Source organism: Nonomuraea terrae (genome assembly GCF_004348995.1).
Lineage (GTDB): Bacteria > Actinomycetota > Actinomycetes > Streptosporangiales > Streptosporangiaceae > Nonomuraea > Nonomuraea terrae.
The window spans coordinates 1-21,886 of sequence record NZ_SMKQ01000041.1; the positions used below are offsets into that span (position 1 = coordinate 1).

Sequence of the window (21,886 nt, forward strand, 5' to 3'; positions counted from 1 at the left end):
GCGATGGCGGGTCTGAGCACGCCCTGCTGGCCCTTGAGCCGGAGCCGTCCGGTGGCCACGATGCCCGCGGTAGAGCCGGCGGACACGACCGCGCAGGCGTCGCCGCGGCGTACGAGATGGCAGGCGATCGCGATGCTGGAGCGGGGCCGGCGCAGGCTGGCCAGCGCGCCCTCGTCCATGGACAAGGCCTCCTCGGCCCGGACGATGGGGATCTCCTTGGTGGCGTCGTGGTCGGCGAGCGCCTCGTAGAGGACGCGTGGGGAGCCGACGAGCACGACGGGCAGGCCGCGCTCGCGTACGGCGTGCACCGCGCCCGCCACGATCTCGTGGGGCGCGTGGTCGCCGCCCATGGCGTCGAGGGCGACGGGCCTGCTGTCGGACAATGGTCACCTCGTACGGCATCGCGCCCGCCGTCACGGCTCGGCCGGAACGCGGGCTCGGGATGCCGCATCGCAGGCAAGGCAGCTGTCAGGTTAACCGGCGGGTAGGACTTGTTGGTTCCCGCGCGCGCCGGTTCCAGTCCTGACGACTGTTTCAGCGCAGGTTCCAGTCGTCCTCGCCGCGGGTGACGATGACCTTGGAGAACTTCGAGGCGCCCGTCACCCGGATGAGCGGCCCGTCGGCCTGGGAGCCGCCTGTGACGTTGCGCTTGCCGAACATCGAGCTGCCCTCGTCGATGACGTGGGCGTCGGCGGGGACCCGGACGATCACCTTGCTGAACCACGCGGCCGTCTCGACGGTGATCTCGCGGCCGGGCAGCACGGCGTCGGACAGGTCGATGATCAGGGCGCCGAAGCGGGCCGACAGCCTGGTGCGCCGCGAGGCGACCCAGCGGCCCTTGCGTACGATCTTGCTGAACGTCGCGTCGATGACCTGCCGCTCGACGGCCTCGGGGGCGCCGGAGGCGGGCACGTCGGGCAGGTCGTGGGTGAGGGGGACGAGCTCGCCGACCATCGTGGCCGTGTAGGTGGCGTCGAGGCGGTCGGCGTGCTCGACGCTGGTGAGGCGTCCGGTGGCGAGTGCCTCGCCGAGCACCGCGGCCACGCGGTCGCGGTCGGCGTCAGAGGCGCGCAGGTCGGGTTTTTCCGTCACGATCCACCAGTCTAGGGAAAAACGCGATATGTCGCGATGGTCGGCGAACCTCAAGGAAAACTTCGAGACGTACGGAACCGGTTACGCGGGTGGGCACGTCCGGATAGTAAGAACCGTAGACGCGCGACTGGGTCGTGAGGTTTACCTCCGAGCGAACAAAAAAGATGGGAAAGGCCTAGTGATCTTGAACCAAGCTGGCACCCGACGCTTCCGGGCGTACACGTCCAAGCACCTCGACCAGCTCCTGCAGCGTGCCGGGCTGGGAGACGACGAGCGGCTCAAGGTCCGCGCCGTCGCCACGGTGCTGCCCTTCCGGACGAACGCCTACGTCGTCGATGAACTCATAGATTGGTCGGCCGCGCCCGACGACCCCATCTACCGGCTCGTCTTCCCGCAGGAGGACATGCTGCCCGCGGCCGACGTGGCGCGGCTGGCCGACCTGCTGAAGGCCGAGGCGCCCAACGCCGAGATCCAGGCCGAGGCCAACCGCGTACGCGCCCAGCTCAACCCGCACCCTGCGGGCCAGAAGGAGCTCAACGTCCCGAAGCTGGGCGAAGAGCCCGTGCCTGGCATGCAGCACAAATATCCGGAGACCGTGCTGTTCTTCCCCAAACAGGGGCAGACCTGTCACGCGTACTGCACGTACTGCTTCCGGTGGGCGCAGTTCGTCGGCGACGCCGACCTGAAGTTCGCCTCCGACGACGTCGGCCAGCTGGTCACCTACATCCGCGACCATCCCGAGGTCACGAGCGTCCTCATCACCGGCGGCGACGCGATGATCATGGGGGAGTCCGTCGTAGGCCGCTACATCGAGCCGCTGCTGGAGCTCGAGCAGATCGAGTCGATCAGGATCGGCACCAAGGCGCTGGCGTACTGGCCGCAGCGCTTCACCACCGATCCCGACGCCGACGACACCATGCGCCTGTTCGAGAAGGTCGTGGGCGCGGGGAAGAACCTCGCGTTCATGGCCCACTTCTCGCACCCTCGCGAGCTGGAGTCGGAGCTGGTCGAGTCGGCCGTCAAGCGCATCCTCGGCAGCGGTGCCACCATCAGGACGCAGGCGCCGCTGATCAGGTCGATCAACGACGACCCGGCCGTGTGGTCGGGCATGTGGCGGCGGCAGCTGCGCATGGGGATGATCCCCTACTACATGTTCGTCGAGCGCGACACCGGGCCTCAGGACTACTTCGCCGTCCCGCTGGCCCGGGCGTACGAGATCTTCAGGGACGCCTACTCCTCCGTCTCCGGGCTCTGCCGCACGGTCCGGGGCCCGTCGATGTCGGCGACGCCGGGCAAGGTGTGCGTGGACGGCGTCACCGAGATCGCCGGCGAGCGGGTCTTCGTGCTCCACTTCATCCAAGCCCGAGACCCATCGCTGGTGGGGCGGCCGTTCTTCGCCCGCTACGACCCGGAGGCGGTCTGGCTGACGGATCTACGGCCCGCCTTCGCCGAGCGGTTCCCGTTCGAGCCCGAGGAGTCGCTGCTTCCCGCCTGATCCGGCCGCGCGCGTACGGAAAGATTTCGCCCCCGGCCCGTGACATTTGTTTATGTGCACGGGCCGGGGGCTCTTGTCTTTTTGTGTACGAGGCTCTTCCCGGCGCGCACAATATCAGAAACAAGAGGCTCCTATTTCCGGTTTTGTCGGCCCGCCCAACGCTCGCCCTGCACTAGGTAACCGAGCTGCAAACCCCTGCTACATGGGCATTCATGCGTCTGCGGCCGCTCGCGGCGAGTGGTAGAACTCTTCCAGTAGCTCAGCCGTGACGGCACGCTCAGTGTGGTGCCCATAGCGCGTACGCCACGGCATACGGGGGTTATCGATTCGCATTTTCACCGCATTCGAGAGCGATCGATCACGAGCCGGGAAGGCAATCATGAATCGAGTAGTCAAGACGGCTGTAGCCGTTACAGCATTCGGTCTGGCGGCGGCGTTGGCCGCGCCCGCTCAGGCCGAAGTCCGATACGACACTGCCGGGCGCGCCATCGACGTTCCGCTCCTGGGCACCACCGCGGGCAGCCCCCTGGGCGGCCTCCTCGGCGGCCTGGTCAGCAACGGGATCGTCGACAGCGTGCTCGGCGGCCTCACCCAGGCCAAGTCCGCCGCCAGCCCGGCCATGAGCGAGGCGCAGCGCGACGCGTACATGGAGCGGCAGACCCGGGCGCAGCGCGGGTACACGCCCAACGCGGAGGAGGACGTCACCCGCGAGACCTGGCCGATGCCGGAGATCTCGCCGATCGTGGCCGGCACCCCGTTCGGCGGGCGGGGCATGGCTGCCTCCGTGCCCACCGCGCAGGCGCCCTCGGTCAAGCGCGGCCGCGCCGTCACCCAGGGCACGGCCGCGGCGGACGGCGCGATGGACGACCCCATCGGCGGCACGCTCGCCATGGTGAACGACACCGTCGAGGGCCTGTCGCCCGAGCGCGTGATGGCCGGCCTGAACCAGGCCGCCAGGATGGCGCTGCCCGGCGTCACGGGCGATGTGCTGTCGCCGGCGCTGGGGCAGGACTCCGCCACCGCGGCGCAGCCGGTCGCCGAGGCCGTGAAGGGCGTGTCCGAGGCAGCGTCCGTCACCGAGCTCGCCCCGGTCGTCGAGGAGGCCGCCTCCGCCGTCACGGGCGGCGCCGCCGCCGGCGCACTCTCTCCCGGCGACGTGATCTCCACTCTCGGCTGGACCACCGGCGCGCTGACCGGCTCGGTGCAGGGCTCCGGGCCTCGCGACTAGTCCGTGGTCGAGGCGCTGATGAGCGTGACCGGCCGAGGGCCGGTGAGGACGGTTCGCGGGTGTCACAGGTGCCGACGCCCGGGCACCGGCCGGACCGGCGGCGAGGCGGCTCGCTCGCGGCGCTCTCCAGCAGCCCTGACGGCGTGATCTCCCTTGACCGGGGCCTTCTGTCGACGAGGCCGCCCGGTCGGGGCCTTCCGGCCGCTGTGCGGCCGGGGCTCTTCTCGCCGGAACGCCGTCGTACGGACGCGGCAGGCCCGAAGGCGGGGCGCCCACAGAGGTGCCGGGCGCCCTGGGCACTGACGCGCGTGGGTTGCGAACCTCCCGCGCAAGCGGGTCTCACGATGGGCCTGGGCGGACGCGCCCTCGTCCCGGGTGTGTCGATCGAGCGCCGCGCCGCCGTTTGCAGGGCAGCGGCGCGGCTCGGCCCCCACCCCTCGCCACCGGCCTCATCCCAGGGGTCGGTGGCTTCTTCTTGCGCCCGCAGCCCCACAGGCGCCTCTCCGGCGCCCCGGCGCTCTGGCGGCGCCTGAGCGGGCTCAGGGGAGGCGGACGCCGGTGCGCCGGGCTATCTGGGCCTGCAGCCGCGCCATCTGCCAGTGCAGCTCGATGAGCTGCTCGACCAGTTGCAGCCGTGGGACCTCGGACACGTCTTCGGTGGCCAGGTGGTCAATCGCGGTCGAAAGCTCTACCATCGCGCGCCCCCACTCCCTCACCGTTCCTCAGATCGAATGGACGTTCGAATCCTAGCGGAACGCCCGCCTCCGTGTCAGTCATCAGTCACGCCGGTCGCGCTGGTTTCGGATCCGGGCACGACGAAGCCCCCGCGGGGAGCGCGGGGGCTTCGATGACGCGGCAAGCGGGGGTGATCAGCCCTTGTTGTAGGCGGCGATGACTTCCTTCGGGTCGCCGTCCATCTTGATCTTGCCCTTGTGCAGCCAGATGACGCGGTTGCAGGTCTGCTCGATCACGCGCAGGTCGTGGGCCACGAGGAACACCGTGCCGGCCGACTCGCGGATCTGGCGGATGCGCGCCTCGCTCTTCTTGCGGAACTCGCGGTCGCCGGTCGCCAGGGCCTCGTCGATGAGCAGCACGTCGTGGGTCTTGGCGGAGGAGATCGCGAAGCGCAGGCGCGCGCCCATGCCGGAGGAGTACGTGGACATCGGCAGCTGGACGAACTCGTCGATGCCGGAGAAGTCGACGATCTCCTGGTATTTCTCCCGGACCTCGGCCGGCGTCATGCCCATCGCGTAGCACCCGAGCACGATGTTGCGCTCGCCGGTCAGCTCGCGCATCAGGGCCGCGTTGACGCCGAGCAGCGAGGGCTGGCCGTCGGTGTAGACGGCGCCCTTGTGCGGGGGCAGCAGGCCGGCGATGGCGCGCAGCAGCGTGGACTTGCCGGAGCCGTTGCGGCCGACGATGCCGATCGCGTCGCCGTGGTAGGCCACGAACGTCACGCCCTTGACCGCGTGGACCTCTTTCATCTGCGGCCGGGCCTGGCGCTTCAGCAAGCGCGTGAGCGCGTTGACCGCGTTGCCCTTCTCCGACTCCGCAGCCGCCCCGTAGACGCGGTAGACGATGTGGAGGTCGTCGACGATGACGGTCGGAGTGCCCGTGGGGACGTCGAGGGGTCGCTTGCCCTGGGGCTCCGGGGTGGGATGCACCTTCACATCCTTGCCGGGGACGGCGGGCTTGTCGCCCTTCACCTGTGACAGCTCCTTGGTCAGTTCAGCCACGCCCGTACCTCTCCTCGGACCGCCAGAAGTACCAGAAGCCGAAGCCGAGTGCGAACACCGCCCAGAATACGCAAGACACCAACACCATTGTCGGCGGGTGGTGCCCGAGCTCCGGGTTGTGGGTGCTGATGAGGATCTCGCGCATCCACTCGATGTAGGAGGCGGCGGGGTTGAGGTACATCGCGTTGGCCACCCACTGGGGCAGATCGGCGGACCCGACCACCTTGTCCTGGATCGAGAAGAAGACGCCCGAGGCGTAGAGCCAGGTGCGGGTGATGAACGGCAGCAACTGGTTGAGGTCGCGCATCTGGGCGCCCAGCCTGGCGACCACCAGGCCGGCCCCGATGTTGAACAGCGTCTGGAGCACCAGCACCACCGGGATCATGAGCCAGAACCAGGTGGGCGTCTCGCCGGTGATCATCACGATGACGAGGAGCACGCCCATGGAGAAGGCGAGCTGCTGGAGCTCCTGGATCGTGTACGCCAGCGGCAGCGAGGCCCGCGGGAAGTGCAGGGCCCGGATCATCGACAGGTTTCCGGAGATCGACCTCGCGCCGGCGCTGACCGTCCGCTGGGTGAAGGTGAAGACGAACATCCCGGTCAGCAGGAAGGCCGGGTAGTTCTCGATGTCATCCTTGCCACCGAGGATGAGGCCGAACATCACGTAGTAGATGGCGGCGTTGAGGAGGGGGGTCAGCACCTGCCACAACTGGCCGAGCGCTGATCTGGAGTATTTCGAGACGTTGCGCGAGGTCGCGTACGTCAGGATGAAGTGTCGCCGCTCCCATAGCTGGCGCAGGTAGACCGGGAACCTCGGCCGTGCGATGGCACGGCGAAGCCCGTATCTCTTGGCGAGCTTGGCCAGCGGCTCCTGCCCGCTTCGGCCGCCCGCCTGGGCGTCCGCGACAGCGGATTCCGGCTGGCTCATGGCAAGTGACTCTATTGGATCCCGGTCGGTGAAGTAGCTGTCGCGCGGGTCGGCGACAGACAGTTGGACGGAGTCTCGCGGCGACGGGTTCCAAGACGCCGCAAAGACCTGCTCAACGGTAGCCCAAGGGGGCCTGCTCCGGGGGCCGGGACACGGCCACCGTCGGGTAGGGGGTAACTTTCATCGACTGTCCGTGGGGCGGGCTTCATGCGTTCCGTGGAGTCTGTACTGTTTGAACCGCATCGGGCGAATTGTCTGTGACGCTAGATAGGCACACGTGTGACCGAACTGCAACGCGCCAGAGACTTCCTGATGGCAAGGAGTAAGGGATAGTCGCGATCGACTGGCAGGGCGTCGGCTGGTTTGACCATGTCAGCCAAATCCGGGGGGATACCAGGAAACCCTCCGTCAGGCTGCTCTAGATCACGGCAGCTCAGCGCTAGGCGCCCACCTGTAGAGGGAGGAATTCTTTCACCATGCGTGTTACTAAAGGCGCACGGATTGTCGCCGGTGCCGCGCTCCTCGCGGTCGCGGTCACCGCGTGTGGCAGTGGCGCCTCGGGTGGCGGCGACTCCGCCGGGGGCAGCGCGGACACGCCGGTCAGCATGCGAATCGGTGAGCCCCAGGAGCTGCTGAACCCGCAGAACACGACCGAGACCGAGGGCGCCGAGGTGCTCGCCGCGATCTTCGACCCGCTCGTCACCTACGACGAGAACAAGCAGCCTGTCGAAGAGGCCGCCGAGTCCATCACCACAGAGGACAGCAAGGTCTGGACGATCAAGCTGAAGTCCGGCTACACGTGGCACGACGGCACCCCGGTGACGGCAGCGGACTACGCCCGCGCCTGGAACTACGCCGCCCTGCAGGACAACGCCATGAGCTCGTCCGCCTTCTTCAACCGCGTCGAAGGCTACGAGGACGTGCACCCCGGTGAGGGCAAGACGCCGACGGCCAAGGAGATGAAGGGCCTCAAGGTCGTCGACGACCAGACCCTCGAGGTCACGCTGTCCGCGCCGTTCTCGCAGTTCAAGACGATGCTCGGCTACACCGCCTTCTACCCGATGCCCGAGTCGGCCCTCGGCCCCGACGGCAAGGTCACCCAGGCCTACGGCGAGAAGCCGACCGGCCAGGGCCTGTTCAAGCTGGACAAGCCCTACAAGAAGGGCACCGACACCACCCTCGACCTGACGGTCTACGACAAGTTCCCGGGCGAGAAGCCCTCGAACTGGACGAAGCTCCAGTTCAAGGTCTACACCAGCTCCGAGACCGCGTGGAACGACCTGCAGGCCGACAACCTCGACATTCACGACCAGCTGCCGGCCACCGCGATCTCCACGGCCAAGACCGTGCTCGGTGACCGCTACCACGACGAGCCCGACGCCGCCGTGGCGTACATCGGCGTGCCGCTGGCGTACAACAAGGAATTCGACAACGTCGACGTCCGCAAGGCCATCTCGATGGCGATCGACCGCAAGACGATCACCGAGACGGTCTTCTCCGGCACGACCTCCCCGGCCGACGACTTCATCAACCCGGCCATTCCCGGCTACCGCCAGGGCGCCTGCGCCGCCTGCGCGTACAACCCGGCCGAGGCCAAGAAGCTGTACGAGTCGGCCGGCGGCCCCAAGAGCATGGAGCTCGGCTACAACGCCGACGGCGGTCACAAGGAGTGGATCGAGGCCGTCGCCAACAACCTGCGGGCCAACCTCGGCATCGAGGTGACCCCGAAGCCGTTCGAGAAGTTCCAGGGTATTCTGGACGCGCTCGACGCCAAGGAGTACAAGGGCCTGTTCCGCATGGGCTGGTCCATCGACTACCCCTCGGCCGAGAACTACCTGACCCCCATCTTCGGCACCGGGTCGATCGGCACCGGCTCCAACTACGGCGGTTACTCCAACAAGGAGTTCGACGAACTGGTGGCCAAGGGCGACCAGGCCACGGACGCCGCGGAGGGTCTGAAGTACTACCAGCAGGCCGACGACATCCTCCTCAAGGACCTGCCGTACATTCCTGTTTACTTCTACCGGGCCGTCTACGCTAACTCCTCGAAGGTCAAGAACGTCAAGCTCAACCTGCTCAAGCAGATCGAGTGGGCTGACGTCGAGAAGGCCTGACGTCGTTCGCCAGGTGGGCGGCCGCGCCGCCCACCCGTCGAAGGACTGATCTTGGAGGCAGTCGTTCGGGCCGGGCAAAACCACGGACTCCGAGGGGCTGCCTCCAAGCATGTACCGGAGGGCTGAATGGGCCGATATGTCATAAGGCGACTGATCCAGGCGATACCCGTCCTGCTCGGCGCCACGCTACTCATCTTCTGCATCGTCTTCGCGCTGCCGGGCGACCCCATCGCCTCGTTGTTCGGAGACAAGCGCCCGGACCCCGCCATCGCGGAGGTCCTGCGCGAGCAGTACCACCTGAACGATCCGCTGCTGCTGCAGTACTGGTACTACATCAGCGGCGTTCTCTTCCGCGGCGACTTCGGGGTGAACTTCGCCGACGTCCCCGTGTCCCAGATCATGGCGGGCAAGTTCCAGATCACCCTGAACCTCGCCCTGACCGCGCTGGTCATGGAGGCCGTCATCGGCGTCGGCCTGGGCCTGTGGGCGGCGCTGCGCCGCGGCAAGGCCACCGACACCGTGATCCTGGCCGCCACGCTGCTGCTGATCTCGGTCCCGACGCTGGTGACCGGTTTCGTGCTGCAACTCGTCCTGGGCGTGAAGCTCAAGCAGTGGACGGGAGCGGACATCTTCCCCGTGGCGGGCACGTTCGCGGGCTGGCGCAGTTACCTACTGCCCGGCTTCGTCCTCGCCGGGGTGTCCATCGCGTACCTCACCAGGCTCACCAGGACCAGCCTCGCGGAGACCCTGCGGTCCGACTACATCCGCACGGCCACGGCGAAGGGTCTGTCCAGACGCCGCGTCGTCGGACGGCACGCGCTGCGCAACGCGCTGATCCCGCTGATCACGTTCCTGGGAGCCGACCTCGGTCAGCTGATGGGCGGCGCGGTCATCACGGAGACGATCTTCAACCTCCAGGGCATCGGCAACCAGCTCTTCATGTCGGTCTACCTACGTGAGCAGCCGGTCGTCGTCGGGATCATCACCGTACTGGTGCTGATCTACATCTTGGCCAACCTGGTCGTCGACTTGTTGTACGCCGTGCTCGATCCGAGGATCCGCTATGAGTAACCCAACCCCGCCGGTCGGGCCGGGTCTCCCCGAGACGCAGACCATGGTCTCGGACACGGTGCCCGCGCCGGCGCCGGTACGCGAGGGCAAGCACGCCAAGAAGGGCGGCAAGCCGGCGAGCCTGTGGACGGACGCCTGGTACGACCTGCGGCGCCGGCCGATGTTCATCATCTCGGTGGTCATCGTCGCCGTCCTGCTGGTCATGTCGATCTGGCCGTCGCTGTTCTCGTCGATCGATCCGTTCAACGCCCGTTCGTGCGACCTCGCGACGGCGCGTCAGGGGCCCAGCGCCGGCCACCTGTTCGGGCGCGACAACCTGGGCTGCGACCTGTACGCGAGGACCGTCTACGGCGCCCGCAACTCCATCGTGATCGGCGTGCTGACCACGCTCTTCACCACGGTCGTCGGCGGCCTGCTGGGCATCGTCGCCGGCTACCGCGGCGGCGTGGTCGACACCGTCGCCTCCCGCCTCACCGAGGTCTTCTTCGCCATCCCGTCGATCCTCGGCGCGCTGCTGATCGCGGCCACCTTCCGCGGCAAGGCCAACAGCATCCTGCTGGTCATCCTGGCGTTGTCGGTGCTGGGCTGGCCGATGGTCTACCGCATCATGCGAGCCGCGGTGATCACGGCGAAGGGCCAGGACTTCGTGATCGCGGCCAAGGCGCTGGGCGCGGGATCCGGCCGGATCATGTTCCGCCACCTGCTGCCCAACTCGGTGGCCCCGGTCATCGTCGTGGCCACGATCAACCTGGGTACGTTCATCGCGGCCGAGGCCGCGCTGTCGTTCCTGGGCGTCGGTGTGCAGTCGCCGGACATCTCGTGGGGCCTGATGATCGCCGACGCGCGCAACAGGTTCCTCGAGGCGCCGCTGCCGCTGGTGATCCCGGCGGTGTTCCTGAGCATCACCGTGCTCGCGTTCATCATGATGGGCGACGCCGTGCGCGACGCGCTCGATCCGAAGCTCAGGTAGAAGGGGGGATCACGTGAAGAAGACGTCCGCGGACGTGTTGCCCGCCGAGGGAGGGTTGGGCGACGCACCGCTGCTCGCCGTCGACAACCTGCACGTGGAATTCCACACGCGGGCCGGTGTCGTACGTGCGGTGAACGGCGTGAGCTACACGGTCGGCCCCGGCGAGACGCTCGCGGTGCTGGGCGAGTCCGGTTCGGGCAAGTCCGTGACGGCGCAGGCCATCATGGGCATCCTCGACATGCCCCCCGCGGTGATCCCCCAGGGGGAGATCCGGTTCAAGGGCACCGACCTGCTCAAGCTGTCGGAGCACGACCGCACGCAGGTGCGCGGCCAGCGGATCGCGATGATCTTCCAGGACGCACTCTCCGCGCTCAACCCGGTGTTCACCGTGGGCTGGCAGATCAGCGAGATGTTCCGGGTGCACCGGGGCATGTCCAAGTCCGACGCCATGAAGAAGGCCGTCGAGCTGATGGACCGCGTCCGCATCCCGGCCGCCAAGCAGCGGGTGCACGACTACCCGCACCAGTTCTCCGGCGGCATGCGGCAGCGCATCATGATCGCCATGTCCATCGCGCTCGACCCCGAGGTGCTCATCGCCGACGAGCCGACCACGGCGCTCGACGTGACCGTGCAGGCGCAGATCATGGAGCTGCTGGCCGAGCTGCAGCGCGAGAGCCAGATGGGCCTGATCCTGATCACGCACGACCTCGGCGTCGTGGCCGACGTGGCCGACAAGATCGCGGTCATGTACGGCGGCCGCATCGTCGAGAACGCCCCGGTGTACGACATCTACCGGGCGCCGGCGCATCCGTACACGAAGGGTCTGCTCGACTCGATCCCCCGGGTCGACCAGAAGGGCCACGAGCTGTACGCGATCAAGGGCCTGCCGCCCAACCTGCTCGACCTGCCGACAGGCTGCGCGTTCCACCCCCGGTGCCCGTTCCGGCAGGAGAACTGCGTGACCGACGCCCCCCCGCTCTACGAGATCAGCGGCACGCGCGGCAGTGCCTGCCACTACTGGAGGGAGGTCCTCGATGGCGAGCGTCGGTGAGCCGGTTCTCGAGGTACGCGATCTGGTCAAGCACTTCCCGCTGAACCAGGGGATCCTCTTCAAGAAGCAGATCGGCGCGATCAAGGCCGTCGACGGCGTCTCGTTCGACCTGCACAAGGGCGAGACGCTGGGCATCGTGGGCGAGTCGGGCTGCGGCAAGTCCACGCTCGCCAAGGTGCTCATGGCGCTGGAGCGGCCGACGTCGGGCTCGGTGAAGATCGGCGGCCGGGACATCGCCAAGGCCAGGGGCGGCGAGCTGAAGACCATGCGCCGCAACATCCAGATGGTGATGCAGGACCCGTACACCTCGCTGAACCCGCGGATGACGGTCGGCGACATCATCGGCGAGCCGTACGAGATCCACACCGAGGTGGCGCCGAAGGGCGACCGCCGCAAGAAGGTGCAGGAGCTGCTGGATGTGGTTGGGCTCAACCCCGACCACATCAACCGTTACCCGCACCAGTTCTCGGGCGGTCAGCGGCAGCGCATCGGCATCGCCCGTGGCCTGGCGCTGCAGCCGGAGATCATCGTCTGCGACGAGCCGGTCTCCGCGCTCGACGTGTCGATCCAGGCGCAGGTGATCAACCTGCTGGAGCGGCTGCAGGACGAGTTCGGCCTGGCCTACATCTTCATCGCCCACGACCTGTCGGTGGTGCGCCACATCTCCGACCGGGTGGGCGTGATGTACCTCGGCAAGTTCGTCGAGCTGGGCAAGGACGCCGAGATCTACGAACGGCCCGCGCATCCGTACACGCAGGCGCTGCTGTCGGCGGTGCCGGTGCCCGACCCCGAGGGCCGGGAGCGGCGTGAGCGGATCATCCTGCAGGGCGACCCGCCGTCGCCGGCCAACCCGCCGAGCGGGTGCCGGTTCCGTACGCGGTGCTGGAAGGCGCAGGAGATCTGCGCCCAGGAGGAGCCGCTGCTGCAGATCCGGCCGGGCACGGCGCACCTGAGCGCCTGCCACTTCGCCGAGACGCACGACGTGGTGCACGCGGGCTGACCCGCCGCACGGGGCCCCTGGGAGTTCTGTCTTCCGGGGGCCTTCGGGTGTCAGCGGCGTTCGCGGCGGCGCAGGAGCACCCGCGCCGACATCGCCAGCGCCAGCAGCACCATGCCCGCGACCACCGGCGCCCTGGAGACCGGAGCCGTCCTGATCTGGGCGGAGCCGCGGGTGGCCAGCCGTTCGGCCTCGCGCAGCGCGAGCAGCGCGTTGACCACGCCGTGGCCGTAGGCGGGGCTGTAGCCGTCGGCGGGCCGCCGCCGGGTGCCGAGCTCGATGGCCATCCGCACGTCGTAGGGCGACATGCCGGGGTGGGCCGAGCGGATCAGCGCGGCGATGCCCGCGACCATGGCCGCCGCCGAGCTGGTGCCGTCGCTCACCACGTACGAGTCGTCGGCGTCGGCCGTGACGATGTCGGTTCCGGGCGCCACCACCGACACGTAGTACTGCCGGTTGGAGAACGGCGCCACCCTGAGCCGCCGGTCCACCGCGCCCACCGCGATCACGCCGGGGTAGGCGGCAGGGAAGTTCTTCCTGTTGGTGGAGGCGCCGTCGTTGCCGGCCGAGGCGACCAGCACGCAGCCCTTGCCGATCGCGTACTGGACGGCCTCCTCCTCCGAGGCCGAGCCCTCCCACGAGCCGCTGCCGCCGCCGAGCGACATGCTGATCACGTCGGCGCCGTGGTCGGCGGCGTACCGGATGCCCCTGGCGAGGGCGTCGCGCCCGCCGAAGCGCTCCTTGCCGCGGCGCGGGTCGCCGCTCTCCAGCGTGACGCGGACCGACAGCACCGTCGCGGCGGGCGCCACGCCGAGGACGCCGCCCCTGGCGTCGTCGCCGTGCCCGCGCCCGGCGATCAGGCTGGCCATGGCGGTGCCGTGGCGGCCCGACGGGCCCCGGTCGAAGCCGGTCAGGTCGGGGCCCTGGATCACGGCGCCGCGCAGGTCGGGGTGGCGGCGGTTCACGCCGGTGTCGAGGACGGCGACCACGGCGCCCTCGCCCCTGGCCGACCGCCACGCCTCCGGCAGCCGCAGCGCGGCGAGCTGCCACTGGCCGGCCCTGGCGGCCTCGGCCACCTCGTCGGAGGCGCTCGCCGCCCCGGCCACCAGCCCGCCGGCCAGGCCGGCCACCAGGAAACCCGCGATCAGGTGTCTCATACGCTCAGCGACCGGTGCAGGGCGGCGGCCAGCTGCCAGGCGGCGTCGCGCAGGCGCGGCACGACCAGGTCGCCCGGCTGGTACGCCCGCCCGTCGGCGTAGCCCGCGGCCGTGGCGACCAGGTAACGCTCCGGGCAGGGGACGACGACGCCGGTGACGTACTGGCGCTCGCCGAAGCGCTGGGCGGGGCCGCCGGGGAAGGCCACGGGCCGCACGGTCGCCGGCCGCCCCGCCCCGCGCGGTCCCACGCGGGGCCGGTCGAGCACGGCGACGCCCACGGTGGCGACGAAGGTCTGCGTGCTGTCGGCGTACGTGGCGCGCAGGGTCGTGCGGCAGCCGGGCGGCACGGCGGCCGGCTGGAACGCCTCCCGGCAGGAGGCCGCGGGCGCGACCCCGGCCAGCACGTACGTGACCCGGGCGCCCGACGGGCTCACCCCGGGGACCGAGCCGGGGAAGATCCGCGCCATCGGCCAGGGAGGAGGGGGCTCCGGCGCGGGCGGCCAGATCGCGGACAGTATGGCGAGCAGGACAAGAGAGAGGTGGTGGCACACAGGGAACCTCGAACGGGGGGAGGGGCGCCCGATCAGTCGGTGCATTCTGACACGCGACTCGCCACTCAATCCGACGGTTCAGTAAACAGCCCGATACGCGGAGTAGTTCCGATTTGCCGTTTTTGCTCTAGTTCATGGGCGAAAGTCGGACGTGTGCGCCCGGGGGAAGTCCCAGCCGCTGCGCCGCGTCCCCCGAGTTCACCGCGATCGCGATCAGCCCGGCGGAGTCCTCGAAGGCCACCAGCTCCCCGGGCGGCACCGCCGCGTACGTCTCCCGGTACGGCAGCGACAACTGCCGCCGCCCCAGCCGCACCCCCAGCGTGTCGCCCACCCGCACGCCGAGCGCCTGAAGGTCGCCGGCCGCGATCGACAGCTGCGTGTTGCCGTAACGGTCGACCGAGACGACCTCGCCCTCCACCGAGCCCTCGCGCACCAGCGACGTCGGCTCCGGCAGCGCGACCAGCCGGGACACCGGCACCTCGGGCCCGAGCTCGGACGGCCGCAGCCCGGCCGTGAGCCGCCCGGCGACCGGCGCGAACACGTCGCGCCCCGGGAAGGTCGGCGAGACCGGCCGCAGGAAGTGCTCCTCGTTGCTGATCTCGTACGCCGCCCGCGCGCCGCCGCAGGCGTGCACCGCCCACGACAGCAGCCCGTTGTCGGGCCCGATGAACACCCGGCCGCCCGCCTCGATCGCCACCGCGCGCCGCGCGCCGCCCGCCCCGGGATCGACCGCGCCGATGTGCACACCCTCGGGGAGGTAGGGGATGGTCTGGGCGAGAACCGCCGCGCCGCGCCGTACGTCGCCGGCGGGGATCAGGTGGCACACGTCGATCACCCGGGCCTCGGGGGCGATTCCGGCGATCACTCCATGACAGGCGGCCACATAGCCGTCTTCGAGCCCGTAGTCGGTGAGAAGGGTGATGACAGAGGTCACATCTGGTGACTGTACGTCTCGCAAACCATCGTGAACAGCCGCAGCGCGCACATTACGATGGGCACGCCTGCCCCTTCCGAGGAGGACACCATGGGAGCTCCGCTCAGCGGTGACGATGCTGCCCAGGAGCCGTCCCGCCGTCCGTTGTCAGAACGCGAGCTCGAGATCCTCGCCTTCGAGCGCCACTGGTGGCGCCACGCGGGCGCGAAGGAACAGGCCGTCAAGGAGACCTTCGGCCTGTCCGCCACCCGCTACTACCAGTTGCTCGGCGGGCTGATCGACCGGCCGGAGGCGCTGGAGCACGACCCGATGCTGGTCAAGCGGCTGCGCCGGTTACGCGCCACCCGCCAGCGCGACCGGGCGGCCAGAAGGCTTGGCATGCGCCCCTGACACGGTGGGTACGGGGGCCCGCGTGAGGAACATCCCTGGAATGGAAGCGATCCTGAGCGATCCGGCGGGCGTCGTGATCGGGCTCGACTTCGACGGCACCCTGTCGCCCATCGTGCCCGACCCGGCCAAGGCCGTGATCCACCCGAAGGCGCCCGAAGTCCTCGCCGAGCTGGGCGCCCACGTTCTCGCGGTGGCCATCGTGACCGGCAGACCCCCGGCCACCGCCCTTGAGCTCGGCCCCGGCCTGGCCGACGTGCCGAAGCTCGTCGTGCTCGGCCACTACGGCTTCGAACGCTGGGAGGCCGGGCGCATCTCCGCCCCGCCGCCCCCGCCAGGAGTGCCGCGGGCCGAGGCCGAGCTGCCGTTGCTGCTCGACTCGCTCGGCCTGGACGGCGTGACCATCGAGGACAAGGGCCGGGCCGTGGCCGTGCACACCCGGCGCAGCCCCGACCCCGAGGGCGCGTTGGCCGCCCTGCGCGAGCCGCTGGCCAAGCTGGCCGGCGAACACGGCCTGGTCATCGAGCCCGGGCGCATGGTGCTGGAGCTGCGGCCGCCCGGCATGGACAAAGGGCAGGCGCTCAGCCTCTTCCTGGCCGAGCGGAACGCGCGCTCGGTGATGTTCGCCGGCGACGACCTCGGCGACCTGGCGGCCTTCGACGCCGTACGCGCCTCGGGGCTGCCCGGGGTGACCGTGTGCAGTGGCTCCGCCGAGGTGACCGCGCTGAGCGAGCGGGCCGACATCGTGGTCGAGGGGCCGGAGGGGGTCGTGGCGCTGCTGGCGGAGCTGGCGTCCGCGTTCAGCCGTTCGTGACTCGCCTGCAAGCGGGAATCCCTAGTCTCGGCGCATGTCGAAGCGCTTCCTCGCCGTCGCCGCCACGGCCGCGGCCGCCGTACTCGCCGTCCCCGCCGCAGCCCACGCGGCCCCCGCCCAGCCGCTGAAGCTCCGGGGCGGGCTGACGCTCTACCTGCCGATCGAGTGGGAGGTCCACCGCGTCAACCCCGACTGGACCAAGGTGGTCACCGGCAAGTGCGCCAACCCCAGCGGCGAGTACGGCACCCCGGGGTGCGACAGCTTCTGGATCCTCGGCCCGAAGGCCATCAAGGCGGGCAACGAGCTCTTCCGTCCGTACAACGGCGCGAAGCCCTTCTACCCCGCCACCGACGTGCAGAGGTGCCCGCACAACGGCAAGTGGGGCCAGGTCCTCGGTGAGGCGCGGGCCAAGGGCCTGCGCCAGGTCGGCCCCGGCCACAGGGCGGCCTACCGGGAGTGGAAGGCCACCTGCGTCTCCTACACCGACGGGGCCGTGAAGTCCCGGTACGTGCAGCGCGAGTGGTACCTGCCGCGGACCCGCGTCCTCGTCGTCGACCAGTGGAACACCCCGGGCCTGGCCGACGCCCTCAGGAACGCCGACTGGAAATGAGCACCCCGGCGACGGCCAGCCCGATGAGCACCGGCACCATCAGGAACGCGGTGCGGGTGCCGAACCCGTCGGCGAGCGCGCCGAGGGCCAGCGGGCCGGCCGCCATGGCCGCGCCCGCCCAGATCGGCGAGGCCGCCGCCGCCAGGTCCGACCGCCCGCCGGCCCCGGTGATCAGGCCGGTCATGGCCAGTGGGAAGTGCAGCGAGGTGCCGAGCCCGCAGAGCGCCAGCCCGGCGTACGACAGCGCGGGGTGGGTGCTGAGCCAGAAGACCAGCCAGCCCGCGAACGTCACCGTCAGCGCTCCGGCGAACAGCGGCGCGGGCGGCAGCCGCAGCGCCAGTTGCGCCCCGGCGAAGCGCCCCGCCGCCATCCCGGCCACGAACGCGGTCAGCCCGGTGGCCGCCGCCGCGGTGCTCAGTCCCGTACGGGAGGCGAACAGGTCGGCCGCCCACAGGTTGAACGTGAACTCCATCGCCACGCAGCAGAACAGCACCAGCCCCGCCATGTGGAAGCGCCAGCCGGGCCGCGCGGCCGGGCCGCCGGCGACGCCCGCCGCCTCCCGCACGGCGGGCCAGACCCGGCCCATCGCCAGCGCGAGCAGCACGCTGGCGACCGGCGTGACCAGCAGCGCGGCCCGCCAGCCGAGCGTGGACTGCGCGACCATGCTGAGCCCGAACGTCATTCCCATGCCGACCACGACGCCGACCGCGTTCGCCTCGCTGATCGCCGCGGGACCGGCGGGGCCGTGGTGGTCGCTGAGCGCCGCCATGGCCGTGTAGAGCAGGATCGAGCTGAAGCCGCCGGACACGCCGTAGCCGAGCAGCGTCAGAGGCTGGGCGTCGGACGCCAGCACCAGCAGCACGCCGGCGTTCATGCCGGCCAGGCCGGCCCAGCTCGTCACGCGGCGGCCGTACCTGCGGGTGAGCGGGGACAGCGCGAGGCCGGCCGCGATCGTGCCGAGGGCCATGGCGGTGCCGTGCAGCCCGGCCACGGTGGCGGAGGTGCCCTGGTCGGCGCGCAGCAGCGGCAGCGCGGCGCTCAGGCCGTAGAGGTAGCTGGCGAACGTGCCGAGCTGGAGGTAGATGAGCCAGGTCGGGCGGTCTCTGACCAGCCGGACGCGGGGTAAGACCGAGGTCACCCGGCAGCTCCCTGGACGGGGGGATGAGACCCCCTCATGCTAGGGCGTCGAGCTGCGCGGCCAGCCACTTGTCCGGGGGCAGCGCCGTGGCCGCGGCGTGCAGCCGGTCGCGGCGCCTGCGGCGCTCCTCCTCCGGCATGACCAGCGCCTCGTGCAGCGCCGCGGCGGTGCCGCTGATGTCGTACGGGTTGACCAGCAGCGCGTGCGGGCCCAGCTCGGCCGCCGCGCCGGCCTCCCGGGAGAGCACCAGCGCGCAGTGCGGCGACAGCACCGGGCCCTCCTTGGCGACCAGGTTCATCCCGTCGCGGATCGGGTTGACCAGCAGCACGTCGGCCATCCGGTACGCGGCCAGGGAGCGCGGGTAGTCGTCGTCGACGTTGAGGATCACCGGGGCCCAGTCTTCGGTGGCGTAGGCGTCCTCGATCTCCCGGGCGCAGCGCTGCACCGACGCGGTGTACTCGCGGTATTCGGGCAGGTCGTGGCGGCTCGGGTAGGCGAAGGCCAGGTGGACCACCCGCCCGTGCCACTCGGGGTGGGCCGCCAGGAACTCGCCGTAGGCCACCAGCCCGCGCACGATGTTCTTCGACAGCTCGGTACGGTCGATGCGGACGATCAGCCTGCGGTCGCCGACCTGCTCCCTGAGCACCGTCATGTGCGACTCGACGTCGGGCTCGCCGGCCCGCCGCCGCAGCGCCGCGCCGTCGACGCCCAGGGCGTGCACGCCGATGCGGGTCGTGCGGCCCTGGTGGGTGACCGTGCGGGCGACGCGGTCGGCCTCGGCGCCGAGCAGCCGCTCGCAGCAGTCCATGAACAACTGCGCCCACCGGTCGGTGAGGAACCCGGCGTGGTCGGCGCCGAGAATGCCTTCGAGCACCTCGCGGGCCACCTCGTCGGGCAGCAGCGAGAAGTATTCCGGCGGCGCCCACGGCGTGTGGCTGAAGTGGGCGACGCGCAGGTCGGGCCGCTCGGCGCGGAGCATCGCCGGGGTCAGGGTCAGGTGGTAGTCCTGCACCATCACGCGGGCGCCGTGACCGGCCTCCCCGGCCAGCGCCAGCGCGAACGCGCCGTTGTAGTCGCGGTACGACTCCCACTCGCGGGCGAACTTCGTGCCGAAGTTGGGCGCGTTGGGGATGTCGTAGAGCAGGTGGTTGACGAACCACAGGGTGGAGTTGGCCACGGCGTTGTAGGCGCGGTGGAAGGTGGCCGGCGGGATGTCCAGCATCCGCAGCGGGCCGGTGTCGTAGCCGGCGTGGTCGATGCGCCCCTCGGGAGCCTGGCGTACGGCGCTGCGGTCGCCGTCGGACAGCGCGGCGCAGACCCACAGCACGCCGTCGTCCTTGACCACCCCCGACAGCCCGGAGACCAGGCCCCCGCCGCCGCGTTTCATGGTCAGCTCGCCTCCGTCGGAGACGGTGAAGGAGACCGGACCCCTGTTGGAGGCCACCAGGACGCTGTTCATCGAATACCTCCGAGGAGACCGGCAGTGGAGCGGAAGGCCGGGCCGCGACGGTTGGAATCCCCTCCCCTTCGGGAAGGAGGACGTCAACCGGGCTCCCTTCGATCTAGGATCCCAGCTATGGCGCTTGATGAGCTAACCGAGGAACTCGCCCGCTCCGCCGCCGCGGGGGACCACCGCGCGCTGGGCGAGCTCCTGGCGCGGATCGAGCCCGATGTGATGCGCCACTGCTCGCGGATCCTGCCCTACCACCAGGACGCCGAGGAGGCCTCGCAGGACACGTTGCTGGCGGTGGCCCGCAACATCGGGCGGTTCGAGGGGCGCGCCAGGTTCAGCACCTGGCTGCACATCGTGACGGCCAACTGCGCGCGCACGACGTACCGGTCGCTCAAGCGCCGGGCGGCCGAGCAGACCTCCGACGAGCTGCCCATGCAGAAGCCCGACGCGCGGCGGGTGAGCGTGATCGCCGGCTCGCGGCTCGACCTGCTCGACGCGATGGAGGCGCTGGAGGCAGACAAGCCCGACCTGGCGCAGGCGCTGGTGCTGCGCGACATCGTCCAGCTCGACTACAACGAGGTGGCCGAGCAGCTCGGCATCCCGCTCGGCACCGCGAAGTCCCGCATCCACCAGGCCCGCAAATACGTGCAGGCCGTGCTGGGGGACGACTACCGCTGAGACCGTGCGTCTCGTACAGTGAGACGGGTGGTAATATCCGCCACTTAGGCGGGTAGAGTCCATTTCAACAACTTCATATTGCTCATCCAGAGGGGTGGAGGGACCGGCCCTGCGAAGCCCCGGCAACCCTCCCGGCTTGTGACTCGCGACGTGGCGAGGCCGACCGGGACAGGTGCCAATTCCGGTTCGCGGTCAAGGTGGCCGTGGGCGAAGATGAGGGAAGGCCTCGCTTCATGTCGCTCGACTTTGGTCCTGCTGTCGCTCTGTCCTGCCGCGAGTGCGGCGCTCGTTACCCGCTCGGCCCCATCTTCGCCTGCGAAGAGTGTTTCGGGCCGCTCGAGGCGGCCTACGAATTCGGCGAGGTGACGCGGGCGCAGATCGAATCAGGCCCCGCCAACATCTGGCGCTACCGCGCACTGCTTCCCGTTCCGGCTGACGTGACCACCAAGCCCAATATGAACCCGGGCTGGACGCGATTGGTCAAGGCCGGAAACCTCGGGCGAGCGCTCGGCATCAACTCCCTTTATGTGAAGGACGATTCCGGAAACCCCACCCACTCCTTCAAGGACCGGGTGGTCGCGATGGCCGTCGAAGCGGCGCGCAACTTCGGTTTCCACACCCTTTCCTGCTCGTCCACCGGCAACCTCGCGGGCGCGGTCACCGCCGCCGCCGCGCGGGCCGGCCTCGAGGCGTGCGTGTTCATCCCGGCCAACCTGGAAAAGGCCAAGATCGCCATGGCCCGCGTCTTCGGCGGGCGGCTCGTCGGCATCGACGGCACCTACGACGAGGTCAACCGGTTCTGTTCCGAGCTGATCGGCGACCCCATGGGCGACAAGTGGGGCTTCGTCAACGTCAACCTGCGGCCGTACTACGCCGAGGGCTCCAAGACGCTCGCGTACGAGATCGCCGAGCAGCTCGGGTGGCGGCTCCCTGAGCAGATCATCGTGCCGATCGCCTCGGGCTCCCAGCTCACGAAGATCGACAAGGGCTTCAAGGAGCTGGTCGCGCTGGGCCTGGTGGAGGACACCCCGTACAAGATCTTCGGTGCGCAGGCCGCCGGGTGCTCGCCGGTGTCGACGGCGTACAAGGCCGGTCACGACGTCGTGCAGCCGGTCAAGCCCAACACCATCGCCAAGTCGCTGGCCATCGGCAACCCGGCCGACGGGCCGTACGTGATCGACATCGCGCGGCGCACGGGCGGCGCGGTCGAGGACGTCACCGACGCCGAGATCGTGCGGGCGATCAAGCTCCTCGCCTCGACCGAGGGGGTCTTCGCCGAGACCGCGGGCGGCGTGACCGTCGGCGTGCTGAAGAAGCTCACCGAGACCGGGCAGCTCGACCCCGAGGCCCTGACCGTGGTGCTCAACACCGGCGACGGCCTCAAGACGCTCGACGCGATCAGCGACGACGCCGTGCCGACGGCCGTCATCAAGCCCTCTCTCGACGCGTTCCGCGCGACTGTCTGACAACCAGGAAAGGCAA

The 21,886-nt window shown here is 69.9% G+C and carries 21 protein-coding genes, 1 pseudogene and 1 riboswitch; of the genes and pseudogenes, 12 read left to right on the forward strand and 10 right to left on the reverse strand.

All coding sequences use genetic code 11. The features are described from left to right. Positions 1-350 (reverse strand): annotated as a pseudogene (locus E1286_RS16200) (phosphate acyltransferase PlsX); the annotation flags it as partial. A 184-nt stretch (positions 351-534) separates the two neighbouring features. Continuing rightward, a complete protein-coding gene (locus E1286_RS16205; RefSeq protein WP_246074901.1) occupies positions 535-1,092 on the reverse strand; it encodes a DUF1707 SHOCT-like domain-containing protein in 558 nt (185 codons plus the stop codon). A gap of 178 nt (positions 1,093-1,270) precedes the next feature. Here E1286_RS16205 and E1286_RS16210 point away from each other — a divergent pair, with 178 nt between their 5' ends. Next, positions 1,271-2,587, forward strand: coding sequence for a KamA family radical SAM protein (locus tag E1286_RS16210; RefSeq protein ID WP_132613300.1), 1,317 nt, complete (start codon positions 1,271-1,273; stop codon positions 2,585-2,587). A gap of 379 nt (positions 2,588-2,966) precedes the next feature. Continuing rightward, positions 2,967-3,815 (forward strand): hypothetical protein, encoded by an 849-nt coding sequence (locus tag E1286_RS16215; protein ID WP_132613302.1) that lies wholly within the window; start codon positions 2,967-2,969, stop codon positions 3,813-3,815. A gap of 539 nt (positions 3,816-4,354) precedes the next feature. Here E1286_RS16215 and E1286_RS47835 read toward each other — a convergent pair. From E1286_RS47835 to E1286_RS16225, 3 genes are all read right to left on the reverse strand, one after another. Further along, positions 4,355-4,510, reverse strand: a complete 156-nt coding sequence (locus E1286_RS47835) for a hypothetical protein (RefSeq protein WP_165969761.1) — start codon at positions 4,508-4,510, stop codon at positions 4,355-4,357. Positions 4,511-4,684: 174 nt separating this feature from the next. Beyond that, positions 4,685-5,551, reverse strand: coding sequence for an ABC transporter ATP-binding protein (locus E1286_RS16220; RefSeq protein ID WP_187368172.1), 867 nt, complete (start codon positions 5,549-5,551; stop codon positions 4,685-4,687). Continuing rightward, positions 5,544-6,479, reverse strand: a complete 936-nt coding sequence (locus E1286_RS16225) for an ABC transporter permease (RefSeq protein WP_132613304.1) — start codon at positions 6,477-6,479, stop codon at positions 5,544-5,546. The genes E1286_RS16220 and E1286_RS16225 overlap by 8 nt, the downstream gene beginning before the upstream one ends. Before the next feature lie 605 nt (positions 6,480-7,084). Here E1286_RS16225 and E1286_RS16230 point away from each other — a divergent pair. The 5 genes from E1286_RS16230 (at position 7,085) to E1286_RS16250 (ending at position 12,685) form a co-directional block, all read left to right on the forward strand. Beyond that, positions 7,085-8,593, forward strand: a complete 1,509-nt coding sequence (locus tag E1286_RS16230; protein WP_246074902.1) for a peptide ABC transporter substrate-binding protein — start codon at positions 7,085-7,087, stop codon at positions 8,591-8,593. A 126-nt stretch (positions 8,594-8,719) separates the two neighbouring features. After that, positions 8,720-9,664: an ABC transporter permease gene (locus E1286_RS16235; protein WP_132613308.1), complete on the forward strand. Its 945-nt coding sequence runs from the start codon at positions 8,720-8,722 to the stop codon at positions 9,662-9,664. Next, a complete protein-coding gene (locus tag E1286_RS16240; protein WP_246074903.1) occupies positions 9,657-10,634 on the forward strand; it encodes an ABC transporter permease in 978 nt (325 codons plus the stop codon). Before E1286_RS16235 ends, E1286_RS16240 begins: the two co-directional genes overlap by 8 nt. A 13-nt stretch (positions 10,635-10,647) precedes the next feature. Next, complete coding sequence (locus tag E1286_RS16245; protein ID WP_132613310.1) at positions 10,648-11,685, forward strand: ABC transporter ATP-binding protein; 1,038 nt, start codon at positions 10,648-10,650, stop codon at positions 11,683-11,685. Beyond that, complete coding sequence (locus E1286_RS16250) at positions 11,669-12,685, forward strand: ABC transporter ATP-binding protein (RefSeq protein ID WP_132613312.1); 1,017 nt, start codon at positions 11,669-11,671, stop codon at positions 12,683-12,685. Before E1286_RS16245 ends, E1286_RS16250 begins: the two co-directional genes overlap by 17 nt. A gap of 50 nt (positions 12,686-12,735) precedes the next feature. Here the strand turns inward: E1286_RS16250 and E1286_RS16255 are convergent, their stop codons facing one another. The 3 genes from E1286_RS16255 to E1286_RS16265 form a co-directional block, all read right to left on the reverse strand. After that, positions 12,736-13,839: a S8 family serine peptidase gene (locus E1286_RS16255; protein WP_132613314.1), complete on the reverse strand. Its 1,104-nt coding sequence runs from the start codon at positions 13,837-13,839 to the stop codon at positions 12,736-12,738. Further along, complete coding sequence (locus tag E1286_RS16260; RefSeq protein WP_132613316.1) at positions 13,836-14,306, reverse strand: hypothetical protein; 471 nt, start codon at positions 14,304-14,306, stop codon at positions 13,836-13,838. Before E1286_RS16260 ends, E1286_RS16255 begins: the two co-directional genes overlap by 4 nt. 211 nt (positions 14,307-14,517) lie before the next feature. After that, positions 14,518-15,324: an SAM hydrolase/SAM-dependent halogenase family protein gene (locus E1286_RS16265; protein WP_132613318.1), complete on the reverse strand. Its 807-nt coding sequence runs from the start codon at positions 15,322-15,324 to the stop codon at positions 14,518-14,520. 90 nt (positions 15,325-15,414) lie between these two features. Between E1286_RS16265 and E1286_RS16270 the strand changes: the two genes are divergently transcribed. From E1286_RS16270 to E1286_RS16280, 3 genes are read left to right on the forward strand one after another with little or no spacing between them, the layout of a single operon-like run. After that, positions 15,415-15,714, forward strand: coding sequence for a DUF3263 domain-containing protein (locus tag E1286_RS16270; RefSeq protein ID WP_187368173.1), 300 nt, complete (start codon positions 15,415-15,417; stop codon positions 15,712-15,714). Positions 15,715-15,754: 40 nt separating this feature from the next. Next, positions 15,755-16,525, forward strand: coding sequence for a trehalose-phosphatase (gene otsB / locus E1286_RS16275; RefSeq protein WP_132613320.1), 771 nt, complete (start codon positions 15,755-15,757; stop codon positions 16,523-16,525). Positions 16,526-16,559: 34 nt separating this feature from the next. After that, a complete protein-coding gene (locus E1286_RS16280) occupies positions 16,560-17,135 on the forward strand; it encodes a hypothetical protein (protein WP_132613322.1) in 576 nt (191 codons plus the stop codon). Here the strand turns inward: E1286_RS16280 and E1286_RS16285 are convergent. Both E1286_RS16285 and E1286_RS16290 read right to left on the reverse strand, forming a co-directional pair. After that, positions 17,113-18,273, reverse strand: coding sequence for an MFS transporter (locus E1286_RS16285; RefSeq protein ID WP_132613324.1), 1,161 nt, complete (start codon positions 18,271-18,273; stop codon positions 17,113-17,115). The two genes, E1286_RS16280 and E1286_RS16285, sit on opposite strands and share 23 nt — an antisense overlap. 34 nt (positions 18,274-18,307) lie before the next feature. Beyond that, positions 18,308-19,732 carry an alpha,alpha-trehalose-phosphate synthase (UDP-forming) gene (locus tag E1286_RS16290; protein ID WP_132613326.1) on the reverse strand — a complete coding sequence of 475 codons (1,425 nt, stop codon included), beginning with the start codon at positions 19,730-19,732 and terminating at the stop codon, positions 18,308-18,310. Positions 19,733-19,849: 117 nt separating this feature from the next. On the opposite strand from E1286_RS16290, the gene E1286_RS16295 reads away from it, so the two are divergent. Both E1286_RS16295 and thrC read left to right on the forward strand, forming a co-directional pair. Continuing rightward, on the forward strand, positions 19,850-20,404 hold the full coding sequence (locus E1286_RS16295; protein WP_111178496.1) for an RNA polymerase sigma factor: 555 nt from the start codon (positions 19,850-19,852) through the stop codon (positions 20,402-20,404). 79 nt (positions 20,405-20,483) lie between these two features. Continuing rightward, positions 20,484-20,624, forward strand: a riboswitch (SAM riboswitch). A 13-nt stretch (positions 20,625-20,637) separates the two neighbouring features. Then, the gene (gene thrC, locus E1286_RS16300) at positions 20,638-21,870 is read left to right on the forward strand and encodes a threonine synthase (protein ID WP_132613328.1); all 1,233 of its coding nucleotides are present in this window, start codon (positions 20,638-20,640) and stop codon (positions 21,868-21,870) included. The last annotated feature ends 16 nt before the right edge of the window (positions 21,871-21,886 follow it).

What these genes read in the sequence shown, in the direction of transcription:
- E1286_RS16215 (WP_132613302.1), top strand. Translation starts at nt 2,967, where the DNA reads ATGAATCGAGTAGTCAAGACGGCTGTAGCCGTTACAGCATTCGGTCTG.
- E1286_RS47835 (WP_165969761.1), bottom strand. Translation starts at nt 4,510, where the DNA reads ATGGTAGAGCTTTCGACCGCGATTGACCACCTGGCCACCGAAGACGTG.
- E1286_RS16225 (WP_132613304.1), bottom strand. Translation starts at nt 6,479, where the DNA reads ATGAGCCAGCCGGAATCCGCTGTCGCGGACGCCCAGGCGGGCGGCCGA.
- E1286_RS16230 (WP_246074902.1), top strand. Translation starts at nt 7,085, where the DNA reads ATGCGAATCGGTGAGCCCCAGGAGCTGCTGAACCCGCAGAACACGACC.
- E1286_RS16235 (WP_132613308.1), top strand. Translation starts at nt 8,720, where the DNA reads ATGGGCCGATATGTCATAAGGCGACTGATCCAGGCGATACCCGTCCTG.
- E1286_RS16240 (WP_246074903.1), top strand. Translation starts at nt 9,657, where the DNA reads ATGAGTAACCCAACCCCGCCGGTCGGGCCGGGTCTCCCCGAGACGCAG.
- E1286_RS16250 (WP_132613312.1), top strand. Translation starts at nt 11,669, where the DNA reads ATGGCGAGCGTCGGTGAGCCGGTTCTCGAGGTACGCGATCTGGTCAAG.
- E1286_RS16255 (WP_132613314.1), bottom strand. Translation starts at nt 13,839, where the DNA reads ATGAGACACCTGATCGCGGGTTTCCTGGTGGCCGGCCTGGCCGGCGGG.
- E1286_RS16260 (WP_132613316.1), bottom strand. Translation starts at nt 14,306, where the DNA reads ATGGCGCGGATCTTCCCCGGCTCGGTCCCCGGGGTGAGCCCGTCGGGC.
- E1286_RS16270 (WP_187368173.1), top strand. Translation starts at nt 15,415, where the DNA reads ATGGGAGCTCCGCTCAGCGGTGACGATGCTGCCCAGGAGCCGTCCCGC.
- otsB (WP_132613320.1), top strand. Translation starts at nt 15,755, where the DNA reads ATGGAAGCGATCCTGAGCGATCCGGCGGGCGTCGTGATCGGGCTCGAC.
- E1286_RS16280 (WP_132613322.1), top strand. Translation starts at nt 16,560, where the DNA reads ATGTCGAAGCGCTTCCTCGCCGTCGCCGCCACGGCCGCGGCCGCCGTA.
- E1286_RS16290 (WP_132613326.1), bottom strand. Translation starts at nt 19,732, where the DNA reads ATGAACAGCGTCCTGGTGGCCTCCAACAGGGGTCCGGTCTCCTTCACC.
- E1286_RS16295 (WP_111178496.1), top strand. Translation starts at nt 19,850, where the DNA reads ATGGCGCTTGATGAGCTAACCGAGGAACTCGCCCGCTCCGCCGCCGCG.
- thrC (WP_132613328.1), top strand. Translation starts at nt 20,638, where the DNA reads ATGTCGCTCGACTTTGGTCCTGCTGTCGCTCTGTCCTGCCGCGAGTGC.